We start from the raw sequence: 15978 nt of genomic DNA on the forward strand, positions 1-15978 counted from the left end.
ATTTCATTCCCAATTTAACACAAAATATGTTATATTATGGATAATCATAGTAGAAAGGAATGAAGTTAATGGATTTAGCTAAAACAGAATACGAAATCACACCATTTACTCTAGCAGTTATGCCTGCATTGTTAGAAAATGGAAGTGTCGGTACTCGAATACTGGAGAAGGAATCGGAGTACGTGGTAAAAACCCCGCCATCCAAAGTCATTGATTATGCCTGCAAATTTTTTGGATCTAGTCTGAAAGGTAGGCAAGAGGGAACAAAAGGAGTATGTGGAATCACCCATAAAGCCCCAATCGCAATTGATCCTCATTCTGGAATGTTTTTCTTTCCAACAACATCCCCACAAAATAAAAACTGTATATGGATTGCCCACTCTCATGTTTCAAAAGTTCAAACCAAAGATCAAACGTATACAACGGTACTATTTAAAAACGGACAAGTCATCGATGTTCCAGCTTCCTATGGGACAATGTTAAATCAAATGCAGCGAACCGCACACTTTCGCTACAATTTAACCGAACGCCTTCAGTATAGCTGGGCCTCTTCTGGAAATGAGAAGGTAGCGGAGCCGTTTATTTAAATTGATTGTGGAATAAAATGAGGAGAATTAGAATCCCTAATGTTTTTTGTTTAGGGGTTCTATTTTTTTGCTGTTTTTAAACCGGTATTCGAATTCTTATTTGGAGAAGGTGATGTTGTGAAGTATTTAATGACTGCCCTTCTCCTTTTTGTGGTCATGGACTGGATTTCAGGGGTTCGGGCATCTAAAAAGGATAAAACATACGCAAGTAAGTATGGGATTGATGGAATCTTTCGTACTTTTTTCATTTTACTATTGCCTGCAGGTGGTCACTTCCTAGATATGGTTCTAGGTATAAATGGGATTATTTTTGGCGCCCTTGGTACAGGGGTTCTGTATCATATCATCCAATCTATGACAGCTAACTCTATTCGTGCTGGATGGGGTGAGTGGATCCCTGAAGCAATACGTACAAAAATTATTAACTGGGTTAAGCAAGAATTAGATTCAAAGATAGCTAGGTCAGAATCGAGAAAACTGGATGTAAAAGGAGAGGATAAATAATGGGTGTATTTGATGGTTATCGTGTAACAAGTGGATTCGGTTGGAGAACACATCCTATTCGTGGTGGTAAAGAGTGGCATACAGGAATCGACTTAGTTAAAGCGCATAAATCACCTATCAAGGCATTTACTAGCGGAGAAGTTATATATGCTGGAATGGGCAAAAGTGGTACAGGCTTTGGTGGTTATGGGAATGTGGTCCTAATTAAAGACAAAAATAATCGTGGTCAGCTATATGCTCACCTACATTCTGTTGCAGTTAAGAAAGGGCAAAAGATTTCTAAAGGACAGACAATCGGTTATCAAGGCTCTACTGGGCAGTCTACATGCTCACATTTACATTTTGAAGTACGTAAAAAAGCAGAAGATCATATTCCTTATGGATGGAGAGCCAATAGGAAGGATAACTGTTTAGCTCCCGAAGATTATTTAAAAGGTTTTGTTGAAGATACTAAAGCGAGGAATAAACACATTTATTTTCCGCCTGGTAAAGGTAATTGGAAAGTGTATCCCCTAGATAAGGTGCCAGTTGCAAAAAATACAAAAGGTGAAATCAATCCTACTAAGTTTGGAGGACTTACTTATGAAATCCTTGGAGAAGATGAGCCACATACTTACATTATTCAGACTTCTGATTTCGGTAAAGTAAAAGTGTATGGACATCCTTCAACTGATGCAGTGATCAAAGAGAAAAAGGTGACTAAGCCTAGCGGGAAATCAATTGTACCTTATCCTGGGCATTTGATTAAGAAAGGCAGCAAAGGGAAAGATGTGGAAAGAATTCAACGTGCTGTTGGTGTAACTCCAGATGGTGTTTATGGGACTAAAACTGAAGCTGCAGTAAAGGCGTATCAGGAAAGACATGGTTTATCTGCAGATGGAGTAGTTGGGCCTAAATACAAATGGGGGCTTTAGTTGTCATCATTATGATGTGAGAGATGATTCAGTTATCTATTCTAATTGTGATGGAATAGCAGACCAAAAATTTGCGGGCATTGTATATGCGGTTGATATTAGAAATGGAGTACCAGATGGGGTTTCTGTATCTGGTAGAATTGCAACAAAAAGTAGTGCGGAAACGAATGAACTTCAATATGGAGAAACTCTAGCTAAATATGCACATGATACTTGGATAGGGGATGGAATCTCTGTAGCAATAAACTATTTATCTATTAATTACAGTGGCGACACGCATGATGTAGCTTTTGATAATTATTCATTTTCATACGTTGAATAACCTATCGATATATTATTTAATCACTAGTCTAAACTAAAATACGCAACAAGGAAATTAATATGTAATTTGAGAGAGTAGGTATTTATGAAATACCTACTCTCTTTTTTTATGAAGTGTTTTAATATTTTCATATAGGGATTACTTCTTTACTTCTTTGGATTTTGAACTTTCTCTTTGTTTATCATTAGACCTATGATAACTCCTAATAATATATTAGTAATTAATATAGGGGTTTGATCTGTTGTAAAAAACAATGTTAGAATCCCCGCAATGATTCCGGATAAGAATGGTATATATAACAAATTTTTCACTCCCTTATAATTTATTTATTGTATTTTTAATAGTCTAGCATAACGAAAGAAATTTATAATAGATTTTTACATAATCCTTTAAATAAAAACACTCGTAAATTGATTTTCAAAATAGAAAAAACTTTATCCATTCGCAGTGTAGGACCTTCGAAGTTAGATTTAATAAAAACGATGAAACCCATGCAATAGATTTAGAGCCTATCATCGAAAATGATGAGAAGAATACATTGTGGCAATTTGGACATTAAGGAGTAGTAAGATTAATTGTTTAAAGATCCTGAATGGCAAGCTAATACCTTTGCTGGAGTATTACTAGCACCGCCTGATCTAATAAGAGGATTATCGCCATTTGAGATATCAGCGAAATGTGGCGTATCATATAGCGTTGCAGAGATACAATTAAAGAATCTATAAATCTATAAAAAGGATTGGAGGAATTTACATGAGGTGTAAAATAAAAAACCGTAAGCCTTGCGGAGGGCCAACGGTCAGATAACTATTGTACTCAAGGTAATGAGTAGTCGCTACATTTAATCAATTTTGGTCGATTGATAAATTAAATGTATCATTATCTTTTCTCCTCTGCGGTAATGGACAGGTAACGATTAAAGAAGCAAAAGCAGCTGGTTTCAGCATGCCAATTTCGAGCGATCATTGGTTATACCTATATATGGATGATCGTGATAACGACGGTATGGTAGGTGAATAAGCCCCTAGTACTTTGAGGTAAAATAAATGAACGAAAGAACATTTTCCTCTTTGGACGATTTATAACAATTTGAGAATGGGGGTCTGTACAGGAACAACTGAAGTTAATGGTCATATCATCTAAATTTGTAATCAAATAAGGTACAACCCTATTAGAGAATTATGAAGGACCTAAACTCGAGAATACATGTTTAGGTCCTTTAATGGTAGTCCAAGAGGAGCTAGGTATTTTAATTTTTAAGATACGAAGTAAATCAAATTAAAAAATCTGTACTTTAACAGGTAGATTTTTATATACTACAAACCCAAAATAATCATTTTGCCTTACTGGTAAGCACTTTTGCTAAAATTATTTTTTACTATGGTTTCTTTATTAAAACAATAACAAAATTAAATTATTCATTCTCTATTTGAATCTGAGGTTCTTTTTCACATAAAATCTCAATTAGATATTCCTCTTCTGTAAAAGCATAACAAGTTAATCTTTGCTCATCATATTCTACGATAGCTCCTAAATCTTTTTGCCACTTTAAAAGAGTAGAATTTTCGATTATAAAAAGAGGCCAAATAGGCTTTTCAATAATTGAACCATTATCTATATGTTTAGCTTTGATAAGATCTATACGATCGTTTTCAATAGAATAACGAACAGCAAAAGGGTTTTTAAATTTGAAAGTTGCTATTTTACCTGTTCTTTTTATATTGTAATTACTCATTTTGAAAAGAGTAAAAGATAAAAGCAAATCAAAATGGGTTTGTTTCATCTCATTAAGTGAAATATATGGAGTAATTTCTTCATGTGGATTCCATCTATGTATAATTTGTTCTTTCATATTTCCCATCATCCCTTTTATTTAAAATACCTGATTGCTTCGTTCTTAGCATTAAATTTAATTGTAGATTCACCATATGATTTACTAACAGGATATAGCATAATATCACCGTGGCTCCCCGTTATAACTCTAATTTTACCTCCTCCATAATTAACAATAGTATGTTCAGGGTATTTAGCTAAATATTTTGTTAAATCTGAAACTGCAGTGCTGTGAGTTCCAGTTTTACGCCACTGTTTAATTGATGTAGAGTCCATAGGTTTTGCCGTATTTCTTAAATTTATCCAACCACGAGGATAATTTCCACCTGAACACATTATATTCACATCACCGTCAGTATCACCTGAGTCATCCAAAATTTCCACATCAGATGGAGTACTTAAATAACATGCAGCTTCTACCTCCTTCGTGCCAGTCAATAATAAAGAACTACTCATAATTAAAAAAGCGACAAAAAACAAAGCTAATTTTTTCATATTTATGGTCAGATATTATAATACAATATTTTTTTCAGAATACAATATATATTTTGAATAATAACATATATGTGGCATTATATATTTAACGATTGCTGGTGAAATAATACTATTTTAAACATATAACTCTCGAAACAGATTCCATACTCAGTATCTCTGAAAAATACTTCTTCACTACAACATGCCACTAAAAATAACATGTAAAGAAGATGTCAAAGAAGTTGAAACGAATACAACTGTTGCTTTTGATTCTCATATGATACTGTAAAAGATATATTAATTAATAAATATGGTAATCCTAGTTTTGAAGAAGAAAACACTACTATGTGGGAATTAGAAAATATACAAATCTTATTAAAAAAGGATAATGAAATAACTGTATTTTATGTGGATTCAAATAAATATGAGGACCTAAATGAAGCACTTTAGAATAAAAAAGGCAACTCTCTTAAGTGTGTAGTTGCCTTTTCTACCATGGCAATATTTTTGAGAAAATAAGGTTTTATGTTCGTTCATAACTCTGGGAGGTAGGCAAGAGGGAACGAAAGGTGTATGTGGAATCACCCATAAAGCCCCAATCGCAATTGATCCTCATTCTGGAATGTTTTTCTTTCCAACAACATCCCCACAAAATAAAAACTGTATATGGATTGCCCACTCTCATGTTTCAAAAGTTCAAACCAAAGATCAAACGTATACAACGGTACTATTTAAAAACGGACAAGTCATCGATGTTCCAGCTTCCTATGGGACAATGTTAAATCAAATGCAGCGAACCGCACACTTTCGCTACAATTTAACCGAACGCCTTCAGTATAGCTGGGCCTCTTCTGGAAATGAGAAGGTAGCGGAGCCGTTTATTTAAATTGATTGTGGAATAAAATGAGGAGAATTAGAATCCCTAATGTTTTTTGTTTAGGGGTTCTATTTTTTTGCTGTTTTTTAATTTTTTTTTCTTTATAGTTAGTTGAAATTCGTCGTGTTGTGAGACGTAGGTGTCCTATGAACTCGAACCAGGGTGAGGGAGTAAAAACCGGTCACATAGGGGGTATCTATCGTCCCGTATCAGATTGAATGCGTAAAAACCGGTCACATAGGGGTTGTCTATCGTCCCGTATCAGATTGAATGCGTAAAAACCGGTCACATAGAGGTTGTCTATCGCCCCGAACCAGATTGAATGAGCAAGAACTGGTCACATAGAGAAGTCTATTGCCCCGAACCAGATTGAATGCGTAAAAAAACGGTCACATAGCGATTGCCTATGAACCCCAACCATCTTGAATGAGCAAAAACCGGTCACATAGCAATAGTATATAAGCCCGAATCCCTACCCAAAATACAAAAAAGGTCACCAAACAACCACTTGGTGACCAAAAAAGTTAATAAAATAGCAAACAGTCCGTTACAACTCCCAACTATCAACACCTTAACCTAATCAACCTTCCTCATCTCTTTTGGAGCTAAAACGTTATGCATCAAATCATGTAATATCAGCTCTACTTTCTTTCGAATGGCTGGATTAAAATAGCGTCTTTCTTCTTCATGTCCTTTTTTGAGAAAAAGATAGGTGGAAAAAGTATCATTTTTTTGCATGAAAACAACCTGTAGATCGTTCTTCTTCATCAGCTGCTGAAGTTGTTTGCGCTCTAATCGTGCGTTATGCTCCATTCTTCTAAGCAATTCTAGATAGGGTTCTTTTATTTTAAAGTTTCCTTGATCAATTCTTTTTATATCTTGTTCTATTACAATTATAGCCATGGAAAGAAACAGAAATCTTGAGGTAATTTTGAAATCTTCATCCTTTACGTAACGCATGTTTCTTCCTCCAATCAAAAATCGAACATAAGTTCTGTCTTTATTATATACGTAAATACGAATTTTTAAAACTAAAAAGTTATGGCACACTAAATAAAAGTAGGGTATATTTCAATAAAAGGATGAGCTTTTTACGGAAACTAGACAAAAAGTAAAAAATTATCAAAAAAATGTAGAAAATATAAGCAAAAAATAGGATTTTATTTTACAATGATAATAGGTATACACTGCAATGCGACTCACGATGTGGTTAGGAGAAAAAACTAAATGTTATTACTTAATATTGATGGACTTTCTGACATCTGGAAAATGGTTGAAAATGATACATTTGATGATTATGTAATGAAGTTATTAGATACATACGAAAGCTTTGGTCCTCTACCTGGTATATTGTTACCGATGGTTGAGGCATTCCTACCTTTTCTTCCTTTAATTGTATTTGTTATTACAAATTCAATGGCATACGGCTTAATAGAAGGGTTTTTATATTCTTGGATAGGAGCTGTTGTTGGCGCCATTTTAGTTTTCCTCATTATTCGAAGACTAGGTCAAAAAAAGTTTTTTAACTTTATTCGACAAAATAAGCAGGTGCAAAAAGTCATGCAATGGTTTGAGCGGCATGGCTTTGGGCCACTATTTTTATTAATGTGTTTTCCTTTTTCCCCATCCGCGATTATTAATATCGTAGGTGGATTATCACGAGTAAAGCTACAGCAGTTTGTGTTGGCGGTTTTAATGGGTAAAACGGTAATGATCTTTACCATCGCTTATGTTGGGGAGAGTATTACTTCCTTTGCAGAGAATCCACTAAAAACAATTATTGTAGGTATTTGTATTGTGCTCTTTTGGGTTGTTGGTAAAATTATCGAGGGGAAAATTCAAAAACGTTCTGAATTAGCGAGAAAAGAAGAAGAGATGAATCAAATTTTTCAAAAGAAATCCAAAAAAGAAGAAGAGCAAGAAAAAGGTAAAATGGATGCGAATAGAGATGATGTAAAAGTTGTTAAATCAAATGAAGAATCATAAAACCACCTATTTAGGTGGTTTTTTCATGTACAAAACGAATGAGTATAGCTAAAGCAATAAATAAAATAGCTACACCGACTAATACAAAATAGAAAGGAAGAAGAGCGGCGAACAAGCTTCCTACACTTGCCCCAATTAGTAAGGTGAATGAATAAACAGATATAGCTCGTGCTCGTTTGGTGCTAGGCGCATGTTTTCCTATCAACAGGATAACCATTGGGATGGTAAGTGATGTAGATGCAATCATGAAAATGGACGCGAATAAAATAGTCCATTCGTTTAGCGAAATCAAAGAAAGTAAAAATCCGACAGTCATCATAAGCAAGCTGCTTATTAACACGCTTTTTGCTTGGAATTTTTCTACTAAAGCATTTGCGAAAAAGGCAGGGATAATCCCAATCAAGCTAATTAACCGAAATGTTTGTAAGGATATTGGAAAATTCAACGTATCTTTTAATAAAAAAAGTTCTAAACTACCATAAAAGGCCATCACGGTAAACAATAGGAAAAAGGCGGTAATGTATAATTTTTTTAAAGAAGGATGTCGAATTAATGTTACAATAGTAGTTAACGATTTTTTTGTAGAGTGATTCGTTTTATCTTTCATTAAGGTCAAGAATAATAGAGCAAAACTAATGAAATAAAAGGTTGAAAAGGCGTAAAATAAAGTTTGAAGAGAAAAGGAATAAACAAAATATGCGGATAGGATTTGACCAAATACGCCAGCAAACAAAAATCCCGTATTAATTAATGCAATGGATACGGTTTGAATTTTTCCTTGAAAATATCGGAAAATGTAGCTAAATGCGGCGGGGGCAAAACTGGCAGCTAGAAATCCTTGAATAGACCGTGCTCCTAAAAAGAGCTTAAACGAATCTACGAACGAAATGGTAAAAGTAAGGATACTAAGGACAAGCATACCAGTAAGTATAACAGGCCTTTCTCCAAATCGGTCTGCTAAACTACCAAAATAGAGAAGTCCAACGGCATAACAAAATATAAAGCAAAAGCTTGCAAGAGAAGCTTGTTCTATACTAATTGTAAATTGATGAGCTAGTATATTTTGGATTGGTAGCATTGTATATAGATTACTAGCAATAAAAATACCAGCAATGATAAGTACCAAACAGCTAACGGATGAGTTTTTTAACATCGTATCGCCCCTTTTTACATCTATACTTTATGCATGGGGCAAACGTTTGGTTAAATGAATTTACAAAGAACGCTCTAAGAAAATGGGGGGAGTTAGATGTCATTACAATTTGTTTTAGGTAGGTCAGGTACGGATAAAAGTAACTATATATTAAATGAAATACGTAATGGTCTAAAACAATCTCAACAAGGACCACCATTGTTATATCTTGTTCCAGATCAAATGACGTTTCAACAGGAGTATGCTCTTATTAAAAACGAGGTTAAAGGCTCTATTCGTGCCCAGGTGTTCAGTTTTTCTCGCTTAGCTTGGCGGGTTTTTCAGGAAACAGGTGGAGGAACTAGAAAGCTCCTAACATCTACAGGGGTTCAAATGATGTTAAGAAAAATTACTGAGGAAAATAAGCAAGAGTGGAAAGTATTCCAAAAGGCAGTGGAAAAACAGGGTTTTATGGAACAATTGGAAGGCATGATTACCGAATTCAAACGGTACCGTGTAACACCAGAGCATCTCTTTGCGATACTAGATAGTATGAATGAGGGACAAGAGGAGATGCAGAGTCAGCTTCTGAAACATAAGCTAGAAGATTTAGCTCAAATATATGAGCAATTAACGAGCGCTTTACAAGATCATTATTTAGATAGTGAAGATACGTTAGAACTATTGGCGAGAAAAATAGAAACAGCCTCCTTTTTAGAAGGAGCAGAGGTATTCTTAGATGGATTTTATCGATTTACGCCACAGGAGCTATATGTTATCCAGGCATTAATGAAAAAAGTGAAAAAAATAACGGTAGCCTTACCGATGGACCAAGCGCCAGGTGCGCATATGGATGAATTGGATTTGTTTTATCAACCGAAACAAACGTATCTACAATTAATAGAGTTGGCAAAAGAAGAGAATGAGAGAATAGAAGAGCCAGTATGGTTATTCCCGGAACAAGAAAGATTTGAGCATCGACCCTATTTTCGACATTTAGAACGAAACTTTGATACACATCCAATTGCAACATTCGAGGATCATGCACCGATAAAAATAGCTCAAGCGGTACACCCACGTGCAGAAGTAGAAGGTGTAGCACAGGAAATTTTGCATCTAATAAGGGACCAAGGGTATCGCTATCAAAACATCGCGATCTTAATACGAGAATCGGAAATCTATCATGATCTCATTCGAACGGTTTTTGAAGACTACAATATACCGTTTTTCGTGGATGATAAAAAGACAATGCTAAACCATCCTCTTGTAGAACTAATCCGTTCTGTTCTCGACCTGCAAGAAGGGAATTGGCGATATGATGCAGTTTTTCGCTTGTTAAAAACAGAGCTTATTCCATCTACAGATAAAGACTATCCATTAACACAGGAAGCAATTGATGAATTGGAAAATTACGTGCTGGAGTATGGCATTCGTAACCGTTCAAAATGGACAAGCAGTGAGGACTGGATTTATAGACGTTTTCGAGGATTTGATGAGACGAGAAAAACAACCGATGAAATGAAAAAAGAAAATCGAATCAATGCACTTAGAAAACAAGTAGTATCCGCCCTTGCGCCAATTGATGAAAAGCTGCGTAAGAAAAAGACCGTGAAAGAACGCTGTATTGCTATTTTTGAATGGCTTGAAGCTTTAGGCGTACCAGAGCAGCTAGAAAAATGGCGTAATGAATACGATGAATCTGGGGAACTAGAGAAATCGAGGGAGCAAGAGCAGGTATGGGATGGTGTAATTCAATTATTTAATGAAATGGTTGAAATGATTGGGGACGAAGAGATGTCTTTATCCATTTTTCGAACCACTTTGGAAACTGGATTCGAATCCTTAAAATTTTCTCATGTTCCACCAAGTATGGACCATGTTATTGTCGGAAGTGTAGATCGTTCCCGTGTTTCTGGTGTTAAATGTGCTTTTCTACTTGGCGTTAATGAAGGACAATGGCCACTTAAACCACCTAGTGAAGGAATGATTTCGGAATCGGAACGCTCCTTGTTAGAAAATCACGGCATTACATTAGCAGATAGCACGTCCCGTCAATTACTAGATGATCGTTTTTACATTTATTTAGCTTTTACGCAGGCAGAGGACTATCTATGGATCAGTTATCCTTTGAGTAACAACGAGGGGAAAACGAAAGCACCATCTCCTCTAATAAATCGAATGAAGGAAATGTTCCCTTCGATAGAGGAGAAGCTATTGCTGGAGGATGAGGATACAGAGGATCCATTCCGCTTTATTTCCGTTCCAGAAAAAACGAGAGCAGTGCTTACCGCGCAATTAGCCAATTCCATGCGTGGGTATCCAATCCATCCAGTGTTTTGGGATACGTATACATGGTTTGTTAACAATCAACCGAAGACGAGTAGTACGCGTAAAGCATTATTAAGTCTTTTCTATGAAAATAAGCCAGGTCAGCTTACAAGAGAAACAGTTGAACAAATTTATCATGGAGAATTAAAGACAAGTATTTCTAGACTCGAAACCTATTATAGTTGTGGGTACAAGCATTTTGCTCAATATACATTGGGATTAAGAGAACGACAAGTGTATAAATTAGATAGTCCAAACATTGGCCAATTGTTCCATGAGGCTCTAAAGCAAATAACCGATTGGGTCATTCAAGATGGAAAGAGCTTTAAAGAGTTAAGTAAAGAGGAAGCGGAAAACTATGCCAAATTGGCTGTTGATAAGCTTGCACCAATATTAATGCACCAAATTTTATTTAGTACGAATCGGTATAAGTATATTTTAAGAAAACTAGAAAATGTTATCGTGCGGGCAACGAATGTCTTAATCGAACAGGCAAAACGTAGTGGATTTTCTCCACGAGAAGTAGAGCTTGGATTTGGTTTGGATAAAGGGGAAAAGCTTCCAGCTATGAAGTTTCCACTTAAAAATGGATTTGAGTTAAAGCTTCGAGGACGTATTGACCGTATTGATACGGCCGAAATCGATAATCAGCTGTACCTTCGAATCATTGATTATAAATCAAGTAAAACAGACTTAAATTTAAATGAGGTATTTTATGGGCTATCGCTACAGATGCTCACCTATTTAGACGTAGTATTAAGCAATGCGACAAACTGGCTAGGTCAAGAAGCAGAGCCAGCAGGTGTCTTGTATTTCCATGTACACAATCCAATGATTTCAGATCCAAAGTCGTTAAAAGCTGAGGATATTGAACGGGATATTTTTAAGGAATTTAAAATGAAGGGTCGACTGTTAGAAGACACAAATGTCGTGACCCGTATGGATATGAATTTATCAGAAGGAAAAACAAGTGAGATTATCCCAGCAGGAATGACACAAAAAGGAACATTTAATAAGCGAGGCACGAAAACACTTCAAAAGGAAATGTTTGAGGAATTAACACATTATGTGCGTACGTTACTAGTTGACGCGGGTTCCTCCATAGTAGACGGTTCCGTTGACTTAAATCCGTACCAATATAAACAAAAATCCGCATGTACGTTTTGTAGTTTCCGTTCGGTATGTCAGTTCGATCCAACTCTTGATGAAAACAAATTCCGTAGATTGAAAGATTTATCCGAAGAGGAAGTTGTGTCGCAAATTCGTAGTCATAAGGGGGAAGTGCAATGAAGTGGACAAAAGATCAAGAAAAAGCCATTTATACAGATGGCACGGATGTTTTAGTTGCCGCTGCAGCAGGATCTGGTAAAACAGCCGTTTTAGTAGAACGTATTATCCAAAAGCTGTTAAACCAAGACAAACCCATTAACATTGATGAGCTTCTCGTTGTTACCTTTACGAATGCAGCAGCACAAGAAATGCGAAACCGTGTGGGAGCGGCATTAGAAGAGGCGTTAAAAGAAAACCCTTATTCTACCCATTTAAAAAAGCAGCTGTCCCTTCTTCAAAAGGCTCAAATCTCAACCTTGCATGCCTTTTGTATGGAGGTTGTTCGCAAATATAGCTACCAATTAGACATCGATCCAAACTTCCGAATTGCGGATGATGTGGAGGCGGATTTAATTCGTCAAGAGACATTAGATGAATTATTTGAGGAATGGTACGGTAAAGAGGGAGAGGAACAGGAGAAGTTTTTTGCTGTTGTCGACCGCTTTACGAGTGACAGAAGTGATATCGAAATTGAAGGCTTGGTTCGGAAGCTATATGACTTTGCAATGCAAAATCCATACCCAGAAAAATGGCTAGAAAACATGACAAACATGTACGTAGTGGACTTAGACAAGGGGGAAGAAGCCATACCTTGGCTTAACCTAATTAAATCGGATATTAAGAGTCAACTTCAATCGTTTCAGGCGAAAGCAGAATCTGCATTAAACATTACGAGAGAGCCGGATGGACCAGATAAATATGCAGAAGCAATTGATCATGATTTGGAGAAATTCCAATCGGCTCTTGGTTTACTAGAAGGCCCTTGGGAAAGTCTATATACGTATTTTCAAGAAAAGAGCAAGTTTAAGACACTTGGTCGTCAATCCGCATGTGATGAAGGCAAAAAAGAAAAAGTAAAAGCCATTCGTGATGATTATAAGAAAAAATGGAGCAAGCTTCAGGAAAAGTGGTTTTCAAGATCTTTAGAAGCTTATGTTAATGACTTACATCAATTACATCCAGTTATGGAAATGCTGTCTTTGCTTGTGTTGGAATTTCATGAACGCTACCAAGGGAAAAAGAAAGAAAAAGCGTTAGTTGATTTTGCGGACCTGGAGCATTTTTGTTTGTCTGTTTTACTCGATGAAGATCGTGAGGATGAAATCAAGCCATCTAGTGTTGCTCAAACCTTCCAAAAACAATTCACAGAAATTCTAGTGGATGAGTATCAAGACACGAATCTTGTTCAAGAAACGATTTTGCAGCTAATTACGATGGGGGAACAATCCGGCCACTTGTTCATGGTAGGGGATGTAAAGCAGAGTATTTACCGCTTCCGACATGCGGAGCCAACGTTGTTCATCTCAAAATATAAGCGATTTGCAGAAGAAGATAATGAGCAAGTTCGCATTGATTTATCTCGGAATTTCCGTAGTAGACAGCAAGTATTATCCGCAACGAATTATGTGTTCCGCCAAATTTTAGATGAGTCTGTTGGGGAAATTGATTATGACAAGGATGCAGAGCTTATTTATAGCAATACGATTTATGATGAATTAACGACAGAAGATGTTGCTGCAGAATTATTGTTAATTGATAATACAGAAAACCTAGATGGCCAAAAAATAGAAGCAACTGGTGATGAAGATTTTCGGGACCTGCAAAAAGCGCAACTAGAGGCGAGAGCATATGCAAAGAAAATTAAACAATGGATTGGTACTGATGGACATTCACCATTGCAGGTAGTAGACAAGCAAACAGAAAGCTTACGGAACATTCAATACCGTGACATTGTTATTTTGTTACGTGCAATGTCTTGGGCGCCTACAATTGTCGAGGAACTAAAGGAGCAAGGAATTCCAGTATATGCCGAACTATCTACTGGATACTTTGAAGCGATTGAAGTGCAAGTCATGTTGAGCTTACTTAAGGTAATTGACAATCCACTTCAAGATATTCCGTTAGCTTCTGTATTACGTTCTCCTATTGTTGGACTTGAGGAAGATGCGCTCGCACAAATACGAATCCAAAATCCGAAAGAAAACTATTTTGTTGCTGTGGAGGACTATGCGAAGAGTGCAGATGGAGAAGCGGCTCAGGCCATTGCTAGCTTTTTAGAGAAGTTGGTAAACTGGAGAATGAAAGCGAGACAAGGAGCCTTATCGGAATTAATTTGGCAAATATATAGAGAAACTGGGTATTATGATTTTGTTGGTGGTATACCAGGTGGGAAGCAACGCCAAGCCAATTTACGCGCATTATACGACAGAGCAAGACATTATGAGTCAACCTCCTTCCGTGGGTTATTCCGATTTTTACGCTTTATTGAACGAATGGAAGAGCGTGGGGAGGATTTAGGTGCTGCTAGAGCACTTGGGGAACAAGAAGATGTAGTCCGGATTATGACTATTCATAGCAGTAAAGGGTTAGAATTTCCTGCTGTTATAGTAGGTGCTATGGATAAACAATTTAATGAAATGGATTTAAAAGCGAAATACTTAATGCATAAAGACTATGGTATCGGAATGAAATATATTGATCCCGACAAGCGTATTATGTATGAAACATTACCATATAATGCAATTAAAATTGCAGCCAAACGAGAACTGATTGCAGAAGAGATGCGTGTCCTTTACGTTGCATTAACTAGGGCAAAAGAAAAGCTAGTAATGGTTGGAACGGTTCAGGATTTGGAAAAACGTTTGGAAGGCTGGCAAATGGTTGCCGATCATGAAGATTGGGTGTTGCCTGCTTATTACCGGTTAGAATCTGCTACGTATTTGAATTGGGTAGCAGGAGCAATGATGCGTCATGAAGCGAACGCTCGATTGAATAATGGCGCCTTAAAAGGAACGCTACCTCAGGAAATTCGTGAAGATGAGTCAGAGTGGAATATTCACATTATCCATGCAAGTGAATTAGCAAATCCGGATACGGTAACAAAGGAAGAGAGGAAAGAGCTGGAGAAATCGGTTGTGGAATGGAAGGCATTTCAAAAGGAAGGTCCCCATTATGAAGAGGTGGATAAACGCTTAACATACCAATATCCGAATCAAAAGGCAGCTTTCCATCGGGCGAAACAATCCGTTACCGAATTAAAACGACAACGAGAATTAAAAGATGAATTTAGTGGGGATACCTTACTTTCATCCTTTAAAAAGCCGATCGTAAACCGTCCTAGATTTATGCAAGAAAACAAAACGTTATCTGCAACGGAAATCGGTAGTGCCATGCATACGGTTATGCAGCATTTACCATTTGAGAAGGCATTAACTGAACCAGAAATCGAAGCTTATGTGGAGCAAATGGTAGACAAAGAATTGTTGTCCAAAGAGGAGGCCGCAGTGATTGATCTTCAGGCTATTGCTGCATTCTATCATACCGAAATGGGTCAGAAATTACTCGCATCCACAAAAATTATTCGAGAAGTACCATTTAGTTTAGGGTTACCAGCCCATGAGGTATATGCAGACTGGATAGAGGAAACAGACGAAAAGGTATTTCTACAAGGGGTAATCGACTGCTTGATACCACATGAAGATGGATGGATTCTGTTAGACTATAAAACAGATCATCTACCTAACCACATAAGCGATATCGACGAAGAAAAATTAGTGGATCGTTATCAATTACAGCTATACTTGTATACTCGTGCTGTCCAGGAAATATGGGAACAACCAGTAAAAGCAGCCTATCTATATTTCTTTGATAAGGCATTGTTGTTAAAAGTAAATTAAATCAAAAAATCCACA

13 protein-coding genes and 1 pseudogene are annotated in these 15978 nt (G+C 36.6%); 9 read left to right on the forward strand and 5 right to left on the reverse strand.

Translation table 11 applies throughout. From position 1 onward, the window contains the following. The first annotated feature begins 68 nt into the window (after nt 1-68). The 4 genes from C1A05_RS09540 to C1A05_RS09555 all read left to right on the forward strand — a co-directional run bounded on the left by C1A05_RS09540 (nt 69) and on the right by C1A05_RS09555 (nt 2327). Nucleotides 69-587, forward strand: a complete 519-nt coding sequence (locus C1A05_RS09540) for a competence protein ComK (protein ID WP_102027994.1) — start codon at nt 69-71, stop codon at nt 585-587. A gap of 117 nt (nt 588-704) precedes the next feature. After that, nucleotides 705-1091 carry a phage holin family protein gene (locus C1A05_RS09545; RefSeq protein ID WP_234998462.1) on the forward strand — a complete coding sequence of 129 codons (387 nt, stop codon included), beginning with the start codon at nt 705-707 and terminating at the stop codon, nt 1089-1091. Then, complete coding sequence (locus tag C1A05_RS09550) at nt 1091-2005, forward strand: peptidoglycan DD-metalloendopeptidase family protein (protein ID WP_102027995.1); 915 nt, start codon at nt 1091-1093, stop codon at nt 2003-2005. The genes C1A05_RS09545 and C1A05_RS09550 overlap by 1 nt, the downstream gene beginning before the upstream one ends. Continuing rightward, nucleotides 1977-2327 carry a hypothetical protein gene (locus C1A05_RS09555; RefSeq protein ID WP_145997308.1) on the forward strand — a complete coding sequence of 117 codons (351 nt, stop codon included), beginning with the start codon at nt 1977-1979 and terminating at the stop codon, nt 2325-2327. Before C1A05_RS09550 ends, C1A05_RS09555 begins: the two co-directional genes overlap by 29 nt. Before the next feature lie 146 nt (nt 2328-2473). On the opposite strand, the gene C1A05_RS18035 is transcribed toward C1A05_RS09555, so the two are convergent. After that, the gene (locus C1A05_RS18035) at nt 2474-2629 is read right to left on the reverse strand and encodes a hypothetical protein (protein ID WP_159462047.1); all 156 of its coding nucleotides are present in this window, start codon (nt 2627-2629) and stop codon (nt 2474-2476) included. A gap of 595 nt (nt 2630-3224) precedes the next feature. Here C1A05_RS18035 and C1A05_RS18570 point away from each other — a divergent pair. Then, nucleotides 3225-3347: pseudogene (locus C1A05_RS18570) on the forward strand (DNA/RNA non-specific endonuclease); the annotation flags it as partial. A 394-nt stretch (nt 3348-3741) separates the two neighbouring features. On the opposite strand, the gene C1A05_RS09560 reads toward C1A05_RS18570, so the two are convergent. Next, entirely contained in the window at nt 3742-4179 is a 438-nt protein-coding gene (locus C1A05_RS09560) for a hypothetical protein (protein WP_102027997.1), read from the reverse strand. A 17-nt stretch (nt 4180-4196) separates the two neighbouring features. Then, nucleotides 4197-4655, reverse strand: a complete 459-nt coding sequence (locus C1A05_RS09565; RefSeq protein ID WP_145997309.1) for a hypothetical protein — start codon at nt 4653-4655, stop codon at nt 4197-4199. 520 nt (nt 4656-5175) lie between these two features. Here C1A05_RS09565 and C1A05_RS09570 point away from each other — a divergent pair. Beyond that, nucleotides 5176-5520: a competence protein ComK gene (locus C1A05_RS09570; RefSeq protein WP_255398298.1), complete on the forward strand. Its 345-nt coding sequence runs from the start codon at nt 5176-5178 to the stop codon at nt 5518-5520. A 567-nt stretch (nt 5521-6087) separates the two neighbouring features. On the opposite strand, the gene C1A05_RS09575 is transcribed toward C1A05_RS09570, so the two are convergent. Beyond that, on the reverse strand, nt 6088-6471 hold the full coding sequence (locus C1A05_RS09575; protein ID WP_102028000.1) for a hypothetical protein: 384 nt from the start codon (nt 6469-6471) through the stop codon (nt 6088-6090). A 267-nt stretch (nt 6472-6738) separates the two neighbouring features. Between C1A05_RS09575 and C1A05_RS09580 the strand changes: the two genes are divergently transcribed. After that, the gene (locus C1A05_RS09580) at nt 6739-7497 is read left to right on the forward strand and encodes a TVP38/TMEM64 family protein (RefSeq protein ID WP_102028001.1); all 759 of its coding nucleotides are present in this window, start codon (nt 6739-6741) and stop codon (nt 7495-7497) included. A gap of 10 nt (nt 7498-7507) precedes the next feature. Here C1A05_RS09580 and C1A05_RS09585 read toward each other — a convergent pair whose 3' ends face one another. Further along, entirely contained in the window at nt 7508-8650 is a 1143-nt protein-coding gene (locus C1A05_RS09585; protein WP_102028002.1) for an MFS transporter, read from the reverse strand. A 96-nt stretch (nt 8651-8746) separates the two neighbouring features. On the opposite strand from C1A05_RS09585, the gene addB reads away from it, so the two are divergent. Further along, nucleotides 8747-12247: a helicase-exonuclease AddAB subunit AddB gene (addB, locus tag C1A05_RS09590; protein ID WP_102028003.1), complete on the forward strand. Its 3501-nt coding sequence runs from the start codon at nt 8747-8749 to the stop codon at nt 12245-12247. Then, complete coding sequence (gene addA, locus C1A05_RS09595; RefSeq protein WP_102028004.1) at nt 12244-15963, forward strand: helicase-exonuclease AddAB subunit AddA; 3720 nt, start codon at nt 12244-12246, stop codon at nt 15961-15963. Before addB ends, addA begins: the two co-directional genes overlap by 4 nt. The last annotated feature ends 15 nt before the right edge of the window (nt 15964-15978 follow it).

Origin of the sequence: Salirhabdus sp. Marseille-P4669 (genome assembly GCF_900240405.1) — a bacterium.
Lineage (GTDB): Bacteria > Bacillota > Bacilli > Bacillales > Alkalibacillaceae > OEQK01.

What these genes read in the sequence shown, in the direction of transcription:
- C1A05_RS09540 (WP_102027994.1), top strand. Translation starts at nt 69, where the DNA reads ATGGATTTAGCTAAAACAGAATACGAAATCACACCATTTACTCTAGCA.
- C1A05_RS09550 (WP_102027995.1), top strand. Translation starts at nt 1,091, where the DNA reads ATGGGTGTATTTGATGGTTATCGTGTAACAAGTGGATTCGGTTGGAGA.
- C1A05_RS09560 (WP_102027997.1), bottom strand. Translation starts at nt 4,179, where the DNA reads ATGAAAGAACAAATTATACATAGATGGAATCCACATGAAGAAATTACT.
- C1A05_RS09565 (WP_145997309.1), bottom strand. Translation starts at nt 4,655, where the DNA reads ATGAAAAAATTAGCTTTGTTTTTTGTCGCTTTTTTAATTATGAGTAGT.
- C1A05_RS09575 (WP_102028000.1), bottom strand. Translation starts at nt 6,471, where the DNA reads ATGCGTTACGTAAAGGATGAAGATTTCAAAATTACCTCAAGATTTCTG.
- C1A05_RS09580 (WP_102028001.1), top strand. Translation starts at nt 6,739, where the DNA reads ATGTTATTACTTAATATTGATGGACTTTCTGACATCTGGAAAATGGTT.
- C1A05_RS09585 (WP_102028002.1), bottom strand. Translation starts at nt 8,650, where the DNA reads ATGTTAAAAAACTCATCCGTTAGCTGTTTGGTACTTATCATTGCTGGT.
- addB (WP_102028003.1), top strand. Translation starts at nt 8,747, where the DNA reads ATGTCATTACAATTTGTTTTAGGTAGGTCAGGTACGGATAAAAGTAAC.
- addA (WP_102028004.1), top strand. Translation starts at nt 12,244, where the DNA reads ATGAAGTGGACAAAAGATCAAGAAAAAGCCATTTATACAGATGGCACG.